This is a genomic window from Streptomyces aculeolatus, from assembly GCF_020400605.1.
Classification (GTDB): Bacteria; Actinomycetota; Actinomycetes; order Streptomycetales; family Streptomycetaceae; genus Streptomyces; species Streptomyces aculeolatus.
The window spans coordinates 75,110-87,783 of sequence record NZ_JAINRD010000026.1; the positions used below are offsets into that span (position 1 = coordinate 75,110).

General features: G+C 72.9%; 8 protein-coding genes. 2 read left to right on the forward strand and 6 right to left on the reverse strand.

Features of this window, described 5'->3' with window-relative positions:
• Positions 1-153 precede the first annotated feature (153 nt).
• A complete protein-coding gene (locus LG396_RS32530; RefSeq protein ID WP_225797508.1) occupies positions 154-1,167 on the forward strand; it encodes an LCP family protein in 1,014 nt (337 codons plus the stop codon).
• 89 nt (positions 1,168-1,256) lie between these two features.
• Here LG396_RS32530 and LG396_RS32535 read toward each other — a convergent pair whose 3' ends face one another.
• From LG396_RS32535 to LG396_RS32560, 6 genes are all read right to left on the reverse strand, one after another.
• Positions 1,257-3,248 (reverse strand): N-acetylmuramoyl-L-alanine amidase, encoded by a 1,992-nt coding sequence (locus tag LG396_RS32535; RefSeq protein WP_225797509.1) that lies wholly within the window; start codon positions 3,246-3,248, stop codon positions 1,257-1,259.
• Between the two features lie 239 nt (positions 3,249-3,487).
• Positions 3,488-4,516, reverse strand: coding sequence for an ABC transporter permease (locus LG396_RS32540; RefSeq protein ID WP_225797510.1), 1,029 nt, complete (start codon positions 4,514-4,516; stop codon positions 3,488-3,490).
• 115 nt (positions 4,517-4,631) lie between these two features.
• The gene (locus LG396_RS32545; protein ID WP_018836190.1) at positions 4,632-5,597 is read right to left on the reverse strand and encodes an ABC transporter permease; all 966 of its coding nucleotides are present in this window, start codon (positions 5,595-5,597) and stop codon (positions 4,632-4,634) included.
• On the reverse strand, positions 5,590-7,401 hold the full coding sequence (locus tag LG396_RS32550) for a sugar ABC transporter ATP-binding protein (RefSeq protein WP_225797511.1): 1,812 nt from the start codon (positions 7,399-7,401) through the stop codon (positions 5,590-5,592). Before LG396_RS32550 ends, LG396_RS32545 begins: the two co-directional genes overlap by 8 nt.
• Positions 7,402-7,406: 5 nt before the next feature.
• Positions 7,407-8,498 (reverse strand): ABC transporter substrate-binding protein, encoded by a 1,092-nt coding sequence (locus LG396_RS32555; protein WP_018836188.1) that lies wholly within the window; start codon positions 8,496-8,498, stop codon positions 7,407-7,409.
• A 249-nt stretch (positions 8,499-8,747) separates the two neighbouring features.
• Positions 8,748-9,779: a LacI family DNA-binding transcriptional regulator gene (locus LG396_RS32560; protein WP_225797512.1), complete on the reverse strand. Its 1,032-nt coding sequence runs from the start codon at positions 9,777-9,779 to the stop codon at positions 8,748-8,750.
• 231 nt (positions 9,780-10,010) lie between these two features.
• Here LG396_RS32560 and LG396_RS32565 point away from each other — a divergent pair, with 231 nt between their 5' ends.
• Positions 10,011-12,593 (forward strand): PA14 domain-containing protein, encoded by a 2,583-nt coding sequence (locus LG396_RS32565; protein ID WP_225797513.1) that lies wholly within the window; start codon positions 10,011-10,013, stop codon positions 12,591-12,593.
• Positions 12,594-12,674: the final 81 nt, after the last annotated feature.

The window sequence follows — 12,674 nt, forward strand, 5'->3', positions numbered from 1 at the left end:
GCGCACCGTCCGCCGAGGTCAGCGGCGGGCGCGCCGCCCCGTTCCTTGCGTCGACCGGGTGGCCCGGGGTGGGACACGGCTGCCTTTACGGATATTACGGGGCATTTCGGCCCGTAGCATCCGGTGTCCCGCACCCCACCGGGAAGGAACCCCATGGCGCTCCCCCCGCTGTCCCGCACCCTCGCCGCCGGCGCCTGCCTGGCCGTACTCGCCGGCTCCGGCTACGGCTGGGCACTCGCCGCCGCGCCGCCGCCGAGCCCCGCGGGCACCAACGTGCTCGTCGTCGGCAGCGACTCGCGCGCCGGGCTGACCCGGGAGGAGAAGGACCGGTGGCACGCGGGCGGTGAGGCCTGCCGCTGCGCGGACGTGGTCATGGTCGTGCACCTGTCCGCCGACGGGCGGCGCGCGAGCGTCGTCAGCCTCCCCCGCGACTCCTACGTGCCGTTCGCCCCGCACGACGACGGCGAAGGACCCGCCGCGCACTCCGGAAAGATCAACGCCGCCCTCCAGCACGGTGGCCCCGACCTGCTGATGCGCACGGTGGAGCGCGCCACCGGGCTGGAGGTCGACCACTATCTGCAGGCGCGCTTCAAGGGGTTCGTCCAGGCGGTCGACGCACTGGGCGGCGCACCGGTGTGCACGAAGGAGCCGATGCGCGACGAGAACTCCGGCATCGACCTGGCGCCCGGGAAGCACCACCTGGACGGCGGCCGGGCCCTGCAGTACGTCCGCACCCGGCACAGCGGCCACGGCGACATCGACCGGGTACGCCGCCAGCAGCGGCTGGTCGCCGGGATCACCGGGCGGCAGCTGGCCGCGGGCACGCTGGAGGACCCGCGGAAGCTGCACGCGCTCGTCGGCGAGGTCGCCCGCGGGCTGCGCCCGGGACCGCGGACGGGTGTGGCGGACATGCTGGCGCTGGCCTGGCAGGCGCGCCGGCTGCGGCTCGCGGACGTGGAGTTCGCGACCGTGCCGCTGGCGAGCATCAGCCACCCCGCGGGCGAGTGGGGCTCGGCGGTGAAGTGGAACGAGGCGCGGGCGCGCACCATGTTCCGGCGGCTGGCCGCGGACCGCAGGCTCGCGCCCGCCGACGACGGGCGCGGCCCGCGCGGCGGCTTCGACTGGACGGGCCGGGTCGCCCCCGGCGACCGCATGGACTGCGACTGACGCGCGCGGACGCGCTCCGCGCGGGCACGCCCGCGCACGCAAGCGGCGCCGCCGGGCATGGGACCGGCGGCGCCGCGGTGCGGGACGGGTCAGAGGACCCGGCGCACGTTCACGTCATCGGCCTTGACGAAGCCGATGCGGTGCCCGATCTGGATGATGTGGTACTTCGTCTTGCCCCGGACCACCGTGCGGTCACCCGGTGCGGAGCCGTCGAAGGTCACCGCGCGGTAGTACTCGCCGGGGACCGTGCCGCCGTAGGAGTACGCCTGGCCGGCCTTGAACTCGTACGGGTGCGCCGAGATCGGCTGGTACGGGATCTCCGGCGGGTACGCCGCCTCCTCGGGGTAGGCCCGGCCGTAGACCGGCACCGACTCCATGCCCGCCTTGGGCGTGACGATCTTCCCGCCGGTGAACTCGGCGACCGGCGCGCCCGCGGGGTTGCGGAACCAGCCCTTCAGCCCGTGGTACCAGACCGCCACCCAGTCGCCCCTGCGCTCGGCGACCGCGTACCGCTGCCCGGCCGAGGCCCGGCTGCCGATGTCCGAGACGTGCATGTCGGACGCCCGGCCGTCGGGGTGCAGGCCGATGTCGGAGAGCAACGGGGAGTCCGCGTCGGGCTGCGAGTGCAGGATCACCGACGACGACGGCGACAGCGGGCACGGCTCCCCGGGGTCGGAGCCCGGCTCGTAGCTGCAGCCGGTGAACTGCGGCTTGTTGTCCTCGAAGTCCGGCTTGATCAGCACCATCGACTTCGAGATCCCGCCCGGGCTGCGCAGCGGCGCCTCCAGCAGCTCGAAGTAGCGCTCCCAGTCCCAGTACGGGCCCGGGTCCCAGTGCATGCCGGGGATGTTCGGCGTGGTCGTGCCGGGCACGTTGTCGTGGCCGATGACGTGCGTGCGGTCCAGCGGGATGTCGTACTTGGCCGCCAGGTAGCGCACCAGCGTCGCCGAGCTGCGCATCATCGCCTCGGTGTACCAGGTGCCCTGGTCCTTGGCGAAGCCCTCGTGCTCCAGGCCGATGGACTTGGCGTTGATGTTCCAGTTGCCGGCCTGCCAGGCGACGTCCTTGTGCTTGACGTGCTGGGCGATGTGGCCGTCGGAACTGCGCAGCGTGTACTGCCAGCTGGCGGCGCGGGTCGGGTCCTGGACCATGTTGATGACACCGGGGTAGCGGCCCTCGGTGTCGTGGATGACGATGTATTCGATCTTCTGGTCGCGCGGCCGGTTCGCCTTGTCGTGGTTGACGTACGCCCCGGGGTCGTCCGGGTTCGTCTGCCGGTACGTCGCCGGGATCCACTCGCAGCCGAGCCCCTTCGGGCACTCCACGTCCTCGGCCGCCAGCCGGGGCAGGCCGAGTTCGCCGAGCCACCGCTGCTGCGGGGCCACGGACGGGTCGCCGGCGAGCCGGACGGCCTGGCCGTCGTCGGTGGTGCGGGCGGCGCCGTCGCGGATGGTCGCGTACACCTCGTCGGCGAACGTCGCCGCGTCCTGCTCGTACGCGGCGCCCGCGTACTTCGCGACCGCGCCGTACCAGTCGGCGGGGTCCGCGGAGGCCGGCGCGCCCAGGTCCTCCTGGTACGCGGCCAGCAGCGCGGCGCCGCCGGCGATGTTCTCGGCGGGCTTCGCGCGCAGCGTCGCCGCGTCGGTGCCGGTCAGCTCGGCGGCCCGGTACAGCGTGGTGAGGGCCGGGCCGAACTCCTCGTCGCCGACGGGCCTTTCGGTGTCGCCGCGGGGGTCCTCCGCGGTGCCGCCGTGGTGGTCCTCGGCGAGCACGGTGGGCGCGTCGGTCAGGTGCATGGGGCCGTAGCCGGCGTCGGTGCTCGGCTCACCGGCGTGGGTGTCCCAGCGGGACTCCAGGTACGACACGCCGAGCAGCACGCTCTCCGGCACGCCGTACTCGCCGGCCGCGGCGGCGTACGCCGCCTGCCGGGTCGCGGGCGCCGCCGCGTCCCCGCCGCCGTCGGCGGCGGCCGGGAGGGACGCCGAGGTCAGCGGCAGGAGCAGGCCGGCGGCGACGGCGGCCGTCGCCCAGGGTCGTCTTCGCAGGTTCACCCGCGGGCGGGTGGCTGGGGTGGGAGGCAACGGGACTCCTCAGGGGGTCGGGACGAGGACGTGCGCGTGCGGTGCGTATCAGGGGTACCGACTCGGCCGTGTACCCGTCAATCCCTCCCAGGGGCACGAAAGTTGCACGTCAGCCCGGCTGCCGCCCAACTGCGCGGCGGCACTGGTCCAGACCGATGTCGGCGGCCGGCCGCGGCTTCGCACCGCGACCGGCCGCCGTACGGCCGCCGGGCCAACCCGCCCGGTCGCCCGGCGGCCGGTCAGGGCACCCGGCGGCGCCGGGCGAGCCAGGTCTGCGCGATGACGACGACCACCAGGAAGCCGCCGCTGACGACCTGCTGGTAGGCGGAGTCGAGCGAGCCGATCTGGTTGATGACGTTCTGGATGACCTTCAGCAGCAGCACGCCGACCAGCGAGCCGCCGACGAAGCCCATGCCGCCGGAGAGCAGCGTGCCGCCGATGACGACGGCGGCGATCGCCTCCAACTCCATGCCGTAGCCGAGGATGGTCACGCCGGAGTCGAGCCAGGCGGCGTTCAGCGCGCCGGCGAAGCCGGCGAGCAGCCCGTTGAGGGTGTAGACCAGGGTCTTGGTACGGGCCACGGGCGCGCCCATCAGCGCCGCGGCGTCCTCGTTGCCGCCGACGGCGTAGACGTGCTGGCCGAAGCGGGTGCGGCGCAGCAGGATGCCGCCGGCGACGAAGAGCGCGGCGGTGATCCACACCGGGACGCCGATGCCGAGCAGCTTGCCCTGGCCGAGGTCGGCGAAGAGCGAGCCCTCGGCGACGAGGTAGGTGTCGGCGCCCTCGTCGGTGACCGACAGCATCACGCCGCGGGCGCCGAGCATGGCGGCGAGCGTGACGATGAACGGCGCGAGCCGCAGCCGGGCGATGAGCAGGCCGTTGACCAGTCCGATGAGTCCGCAGACGGCGAGCGGCAGGAGCAGTGCCACCACCGTGCCGTGCCGCGAGCCCCAGGCGGCGAGCACGCCGCCGAGGACGAACACCGAGCCGACGGACAGGTCGATGCCGCCGGTGACGATGACGAAGGTCATGCCGAGGGCGACGATGGCGAGGAAGGCGGAGGAGACCGCCATGTTCTCGATGTTGCCGGTGGTGGCGAAGGAGTCGAAGGACAGCGAGGCGACGGCGGCGATGGCGACCAGCGCGACCAGCGCGCCGTGCTGCTGCGCGAGCGCGCTCAGCCGCTCGCCGCGCCCGGAGCCGGCCGGTTCGGCCGCGTCGTACGCCGCGAGCCGGTCGGCGGGAGTCTCGTCTTTCACGACGGTCACCGCTTCCCCCTCTCCCGCGCCGTCTGCTCGCCGCAGCGGCCTGCCGCCGTCCGCCCGCCGTGCGCGACCACCGCGCCAGTCCGCCTGCGCGCACGGGTCCCGTCCCGCAGAAGCATCACCGCTTCCCCCTCTCCCGCGCGGCGTAGACCGCGAGGATGATCACCACGGCCTGGGCGATCTGCGTCCACGACGGCTCCAGGTCGTGCTTGATCAGCGTGGCCGTCAGCAGCTGGATCAGCACCGCGCCGGCCACCGTGCCGCCGATGCGGACCCGGCCGCCGGTCAGCGGCGTGCCGCCGACGACGACGGCGGTGATGGCGGACAGCTCCATCAGGTTGCCCAGCGAGGTGGGGTCGCTGGCGGACAGCCGGGCGGTGGCCAGGAAGCCGGCGACCGCGGCGAGTACGCCGCAGACGACGTACACCACGATCAGCACCCGCCGCACCGGCAGCCCCGCGAGCTTCGCCGCGGGGCGGCTGTCGCCGATGGCGAGCAGTTGGCGGCCGAAGGTGGTGCGGCGGACGACGAAGGCGACGACGAGCGCGAGCGCCGCCGCGATCAGCACCACGTACGGCACGCCGGCGAACTCGCCGGAGCCGAGGGTGGCCATGCCCGGGTCGCGGATGTCCTCCAGCTGCGGCAGCAGCACCAGCGCCAGGCCCCGGGCGCCGACCATCAGCGCGAGGGTGGCGACGATGGGCTGGACCCCGATGAACGCGATGAGCGAGCCGTTCACCAGCCCGACCGCCGCGCCGCCGACGACCGCCACGATCAGCGCGATCCACGGCCCGTACCCCATGTACAGCGCGACGAGCGACGTGGACAGGGCCATCACGGAGCCGACCGACAGGTCGACCCCCTCGCTGCCGATGGCCAGCGCCATGCCGAGCGCGACGATGACGACGGGGGCGACCTGGACGGCCTGGGTGCGGAAGTTCTCGGCGGACAGGAAGTGGGGGGTGAAGGCGATGTTGACGAGCAGCAGGAGGGCGACGCCGAGGTAGACGCCGTACTCCTGGAGCCAGCGCAGCACCCGCTCGCGGTCGGCGGGCAGCGCGCGGCGCAGCGTGAGGTCAGCCATGGCCGGCCGCCTTTGCACCGGCCGCGCCGGGCGCCGGGGCCGGGGCCGTGCCCGGTTCCGCGGCGGCCGCGATGGCCTCCATGAGTCTGTCCTCGGTGACGTCGTCGCCGGTCAGCTCGCCGACGACGGCGCCGTCCCTGAGCACCACCACGCGGTCGGACCCCTCGATCAGCTCCTCCACGTCGGAGGAGATCAGCAGCACGCCGAGGCCGTCCTCGGCGAGTTCGTCGACGAGCTTCTGCACCTCGGCCTTGGCGCCGACGTCGATGCCGCGCGTCGGCTCGTCCAGCAGCAGCACCTTGGGCTGCATGGCGAGCCAGCGGGCCAGCAGCACCTTCTGCTGGTTGCCGCCGGACAGCTCGCCGACCTTCTGGTGCGGGCTCGCGGCCTTGATGCGCAGCCTGCTGACGAACGTCTCGACGACGGCGTCGATACGGGCCTCGGAGACCAGCCCGTAGCGGGACATGCGCGGCAGCGCGGCCAGCGCGATGTTCTCGCGGACCGACAGGCCGGGCACGATGCCCTCCGACTTGCGGTCCTCCGGCAGCAGGCTGATGCCGGCGCGGATCGCGGCGGGCGTGGATCCGGTGCGTACGGGCGCGCCCGCGACCGTGACGCGGCCGGCGCCGAGCGGGAGGGCGCCGGCGATGGCCTTGGCGGTCTCGGTGCGCCCCGAGCCCAGGAGCCCGCCGAGGCCGACGACCTCGCCGGGGCGGACCTCCAGCGAGACGTCGTGCAACTCGTGCCGGCGCGTGAGGCCCTCGGCGCGCAGCACCGGCTCCTCTCCGGTGCCGTGGTCTCCCGTGAACTTCGTCAGGCCCTCGGCGCGCACCTCGCCCATCTCCCGGCCGAGCATGAGGGAGACCAGCCGGAGCCGGTCGAGCCCGGCGAGCGGGCCGGTGTGCACGAGGCGGCCGTCGCGGAGCACGGTGACGGCGTCGCAGACGGCGTACAGCTCGTCGAGGCGGTGGCTGACGTAGACGACGGCGACGCCGTCGGCGCGCAGCCGGCCGATGACGCCGAAGAGCGTCTCGACCTCGCGGGGTTCGAGGGAGGAGGTGGGCTCGTCCATGACGACGACGTCGGTGCGGCCGGCCGCGGAGACGGCGCGCGCCAGGGCGACCATCTGCTGGGCGCCGACGCCGAGTTCGGCGAGCGGGCGGCGGACGTCGACGCGCACGCCGTAGTCGAGGAGCATCCGCTCGGACTCGCGGTGCATGCGGCCGAAGTCGATGAGGCCGCCGCGGCGGCGCGGCTCGCGGCCGAGGAGGAGGTTGCGGGCCACGCTCATCAGGGGGATGAGGTTGACCTCTTGGTAGATGGTCGAGATGCCGGCCTGCTGGGCGGCGAGCGGGGTCGCGAAGGACGCCGGCTCGCCGCGGTAGGACAGCTCCCCCTCGTCGGGCCGGTAGACGCCGGTGAGGACCTTGATGAGGGTGGACTTCCCGGCGCCGTTCTCGCCGACGAGGGCGTGCACCTCGCCGGCGCGGGCGGTGAAGTCGACGCCGTCGAGGGCGAGGACGCCGGGGAAGCGCTTGGTCAGGCCGCGTACGGACAGGACGGCGGGGCGCTGCTCCGCGCCGTCCCGGCCGTCCTCGCCGGCCCGGCCGTCCTTGCCGATCCGGACGTCCTTGCCGATCCGGACGCCGTCGTCGGCCTCGCGGTCCCGGGCGCCCGGTACCGCGTCACCGGGCCCGCCGTCGCGTACGTCCCGGGCGTCCGCCGGGGGCGGGCCGGCGGGCCGGGCGGGCCCGCCGGGCCCGTCCGGTCCGTGCCGCTCGGGCGGCTCGTTCGCTGCGGCCATCGGCGTCAGAACGCCTTGCCGAGGTCGGCCTCGGCGTTGTCGGCGGTGTACTCGCTGTCCTCGATCACGATGTCCTGGCCGACCTCCTCGCCCTTGGTGAAGGCGTCGAGGGTCTCGAAGGCCAGCGGGCCGAAGCGCGGGTTGGACTCGATGACGGCGTCGATCCAGCCGTCGACGATGCCCTGCACGGCGTTGCGGGTGCCGTCGATGGTGACGATCTTGACCGCGCCGGGCTCCTTGCCCGCGCCCTTGAGCGCGTTGACGGCGCCGAGGCCCATCTCGTCGTTCTCGGCGTAGATCCCGGTGATCTCCGGGTTGGACTGGATGAGCTGCTCGGTGACCTGCTGGCCCTTCTCGCGGGCGAACTCGCCGGTCTGCTCGAAGACCACCTTCAGGTCCGGCGCCTTCTCGGCGATGCGGTCCTTGAAGCCCTTGGTGCGCTCGGTCGTGACGTTGTTGCCGGGCGTGCCCAGCAGGATGGCGATCTCGCCCTTGCCGCCGGTGGCCTCGATCATCTTGTCGGCGGCCCGCTTGCCCTGCTCGGTGAAGTCGGAGCCGATGAAGCTCACGTAGTCCTTGCAGGGCTCGGCGTTGATCTTCCGGTCGATGGTGACGATCGGGATCTTCTTGTCCGCCGCGGACTTCAGCACCGGGTCCCAGCCGTCGGAGTTCAGCGGGGCGATGACCAGCAGGTCGGCGCCCTTGGCGATGAGGTCCTGGACGTCGCTGATCTGCTTGGAGAACTGCGACTGGGCGTTGGCGGCGAGCAGTTCGACGCCGCGCTCCTCGGCCTCGGCCTTGATGGAGGCGGTCTCGGCGATACGGAACGGGTTGGCTTCCTTCTCGGACTGCGAGAAGCCGACGGTGGCGCCGGCGAGGTCGATCTCCTCGGCGCCGTAGTCGCCGATCACGCAGGTCGGGCCCGAGCCCCCGGAGACCTTCTGCTCGCTGCCCTTGGCCTCCTCGGAGCCGGCCGCGGCGCCGGTGCTCCCCTCGTCGTCGTCCTCGGACTTGGCGCAGCCGGCCGCGAGCGCGAGGCTCGCGCTGAGCGCGACGGCGAGGAGTGTTCTGGCGGCGGTGCGGGCGTGCGGCTTCATGGTGATACCCCAATTCGGGCGGTGGAGTACGAGGGCCGGGCCGCGCGGGACCCGAGGAATTCAGGGGATGTTTTACATCGTTGGAAGGGCGCTGTAAACACCTCCCGCAGCACGGATTTGTCCGGCGAAGATCGCCACGGCCCTTGCCCCGTACGGGAGTTGACGATCCGTCACGGCGGTGCCGGGCAGGCCGGAGCACCCGCCGGAAGGCCGGTCCTGGCGGGTGCTCGGCGGGTGCTCGGCGGCGGGTCAGCCGGTCGCGCGACCGCGCGTGCTCTCCCGCTCCACCAGCGCGAACGCGGGATACATCTCCTGCGACTCGGGCACGCTGCCGTCCCCGTGGGCGGCGTCCAGGCGCTTGACCACCGACTCCACCGCGAGCCTGGCGATGGCCCGCTTGTCCGGCGCGATGGTGGTCAGCGTGACGGCCCCGTAGCGGCTCTCGGTGATGTCGTCGAAGCCGACGACCGCCACGTCCTCCGGCACCCGCAGCCCGCGCTCGGACAGCACCCGCATCGCGCCGACGGCGATCAGGTCGTTGTACGCGAAGACCGCGTCCGGCCGCTGGCCGGAGTCCAGCAGGCCCGCCATGGCCGCCGCGCCGTCCGCCCGCTCCCAGCCCTCGTTGTACGCCACCAGCGCCTCGTCGACGGGCACGCCGCGGTCCGCCAACTCCGCCCGCCAGCCGAGAAGTCGCAGGTGGGCGGGTTGGTGGGCGCGGTCCTCGCGGGCGCCGAGGAAGGCGATGCGGCGCCGGCCGAGGTCCAGCAGATGGCCGACCGCCTGCCGCGCGGCGGCGATGTTGTCGATGGCGATGTGGTCGTACGGCAGGTCGTAGCGGCGCTCACCGAGCAGCACGAGCGGGCTCTCCTCGCCCCGGCCGCGCAGGTCGTCGGTCTCCAGCTCCAGCGGGCTGAGGATCAGCCCGTCCATCACCCGCGCCCGGAAGCCCTGGGTGACCAGCAGCTCCAGCTCCCGCCGGCCCTGGGTGTGGTCGAGCAGGACGGTGAAGTCGTGCCGCGCGGCCTCGTCGATGACGTGGCCCGCCAGCTCGGCGAAGTACGGGTTGCCCAGCTCGGGCACGGCGAGCGCGATGATGCCCGTACGGCCTTTGCGCAGGTGGCGGGCGGTGAGGTTGGGGCGGTAGCCGAGCTCGTCGATGGCCTGCTGGACCCGCGCCCGCATCGCCGGCGTGACGTGCGGATAGTTGTTGACCACGTTCGAGACGGTCTTCACCGACACGCCCGCCCGCTCGGCCACATCCTTCAGGCTGACTCTCACCGCGTTCCTCCTACGCCGTTTGGTCATGCACTGGACACAACGCAGGAGGCGTGCTGTCATGCCAACTGCCCTTGTTTCCAACGTTATACAAGACGCCCGGGGGCAAAGGGCAGACCCAGCACCCGCATTCTCCGACTTCCGGAGGTACCCGTGCACCCCTCCCTCAGACGCGTACGACGGCGACTACTCCGCTGGCCGACGCCCATTCTCGCGGCACTCGCCCTGACCCTGGTGCCCGCAGGTCCGGGCTTCCCGGCCGCGGGCGCCGACCGCCCGGCCGCCGCCGAGGCCGCCGGCTCCCGTGCGGCCGCGGACGTCAACGGCCTCAAGGGCGAGTACTACACCCACAGCGCCCCCGGCGCCTTCGACTTCGACCAGCTGAAGGCCACCGCCTTCGACCCGTCGCTGGACTTCAACGACCTGGAGCCGCGGCTTGCCGCCCGCGCCGGCCAGGCCGACAACGTCAGCGTCCGCTGGACCGGCGGGATCACCCCCGAGACCTCCGGCGCGCACACCTTCCACGTCAGCGCGGACAACGGCTTCCGCCTCTGGGTGGACGGCGAGATCGTCATCGACCACTGGGTCGACGACTGGGACAACGAGCAGACCTCGCAGCCCGTGACCCTGGAGGCGGGCCGCACGTACGACATCAAGGTGGAGTACTTCGAGCACCACGGCGGCTCCAACTTCCACCTGCGCTGGAGCGAGCCGGGCGCCGAGAAGAAGCCCGTGCCCCAGTCCGCGTTCTCGCTCCCCGAGGACTTCGACTACTCCGGGCCGACCGAGGTCAGGGTGCAGCCCGACGGCCGCACGCTGACCATGGACTTCGCCCAACCGCTCGCCGCTCCCCCGGCGGCGTTCGACGAACACCTGGAGACCGTCATCGGCGGCGCCGACTGGCCGCGCTCCGCCGCGAAGCTCGACGCCGACGACCCGAATCGGCTGATCGTCCCGCTCGACGAGCCCGTCGTCGGCCAGGGCGGCTCCGCCGACGTGCGCTACGACGGCGAGGGCGGTCTGACCGGCGCGGACGGCGCCGACGTCGGCGAGTTCTGGACCTCGGGCGCCAACGACTCGGAGTACCAGCTGCGTACGAAGTGGGCCGACGACGTCGACCCCGACGCCCCGCTCCCCGAGTACCCGCGCCCGCAGCTCACCCGCGAGGACTGGCAGAGCCTCAACGGCACCTGGCAGTTCGCCGGAGCCACGGAGGGCGAGAGCCCGCCGTTCGGCCGCACGCTGGACGAGAAGATCGTCGTGCCGTACCCGGTCGAGTCCGAGCTGTCCCGCGTCCAGCGGCACGAGGAGCGCATGTGGTACAAGCGCACCTTCACCGTGCCGCGTGACTGGCGCGTCGGCCAGCGCGGCGAGCGGCTCCAGCTCAACTTCGACGCGGTCGACTGGAAGGCCGACGTCTGGCTCAACGGCAAGCAGGTCGCGTCCCACAAGGGCGGCTACGACCGGTTCAGCGCCGACGTCACCCAGGCCCTGCGCGGCGGCGGCAAGCAGGAGCTGATCGTCGGGGTCTACGACCCGACCGACTCCGCCGACGGCGAGAACCCGCCGATGGGCAAGCAGCGGCTCTCCCCCAGCGGCATCTGGTACACCTCCTCCTCCGGCATCTGGCAGTCCGTGTGGATGGAGCCGGTGCCCACCGACCGCGCCGAGGACCTGAAGATCACCCCCGACGTGGCCGGCGAGCGGACCGCGGTCGAGGTCGAGGGCGTACGCGCCGGGGTACCGGTCACCGCGACCGCGTACGACGGCGACCGCGAGGTCGGCACCGCCACCGGCCGGACCGGCGAGGCGCTGACCGTGCCCGTACCCGAGCCCCGGCTCTGGTCGCCTGACGACCCGTTCCTGTACGACCTGAAGGTGACCGTCGGCCGCGGACCGGCGGCCGACGGGGTGGCCGGCTACTTCGGCATGCGCACCGTGGGCGTCGAGACGGTCGACGGGCAGCGGCGGATGGTGCTCAACGGCGAGCCGGTGTTCTCCATGGCCACCCTCGACCAGGGCTTCTGGCCCGAGGGCATCCACACCGCGCCGACCGACGAGGCACTCAGGTACGACCTCGAAGCGCACAAGGAGATGGGCTTCAACTCGGTGCGCAAGCACATCAAGGTCGAGCCCGACCGGTGGTTCTACCACGCCGACAAGCTGGGCCTGCTGGTGTGGCAGGACATGCCGTCGATGTACACCAAGACGCCCTCGGACAGCTCCCGCACGCAGTTCGAGCACGAGCTCAAGGAGATGATCGAGCAGCACGACAGCCACCCGTCGGTGGTCATGTGGGTGACGTTCAACGAGGGCTGGGGCCAGTACGACCAGGCCCGTATCGCCGACTACGCCAAGGAGCTGGACCCGACGCGGCTGGTCAACAACATGAGCGGCCACAACTGCTGCGGCGCGGTCGACGGCGGCAACGGCGACATCTCCGACGCGCACGGCTACCCGAGCGCGCAACTGCCCCAGCCCGACGGCAGCCGCGCCCTGGTCAGCGGCGAGTACGGCGGCCTCGGGCTGGCCATCCCGGGCAACGCCTGGCCGGTGCGGCACACCTACGTGGGCGTGGACCGCGAGGCGTACACCGAGGAGTATCTGATCAAGCTGGCCGAAATCGAGCGGTTCGCCGCCTGCAACGGCAGCAGCGGCGCCGTCTACACCCAGATCACGGATGTGGAGGGCGAGCTGAACGGACTGCTCACCTACGACCGCGAGGTCGTCAAGCCGGATGTGGAACGCATCCGGGCCGCCCATGAGGCGCTCATCCAGGGAGCCGCGGACGGCGCCCTCACCTGCGACGCCTCCTGACGCACCGCCCGTCCCCGCACGCCCCGGCCGCGGCACCCGCCGCGGCCGGGGCCGGGGGCGGCCCCGCGCGCCCGGCGGACC

Excerpts from the sequence above, each read along its gene's own strand:
- LG396_RS32530 (WP_225797508.1), top strand. The coding sequence starts at position 154 with ATGGCGCTCCCCCCGCTGTCCCGCACCCTCGCCGCCGGCGCCTGCCTG.
- LG396_RS32545 (WP_018836190.1), bottom strand. The coding sequence starts at position 5,597 with ATGGCTGACCTCACGCTGCGCCGCGCGCTGCCCGCCGACCGCGAGCGG.
- LG396_RS32555 (WP_018836188.1), bottom strand. The coding sequence starts at position 8,498 with ATGAAGCCGCACGCCCGCACCGCCGCCAGAACACTCCTCGCCGTCGCG.
- LG396_RS32550 (WP_225797511.1), bottom strand. The coding sequence starts at position 7,401 with ATGGCCGCAGCGAACGAGCCGCCCGAGCGGCACGGACCGGACGGGCCC.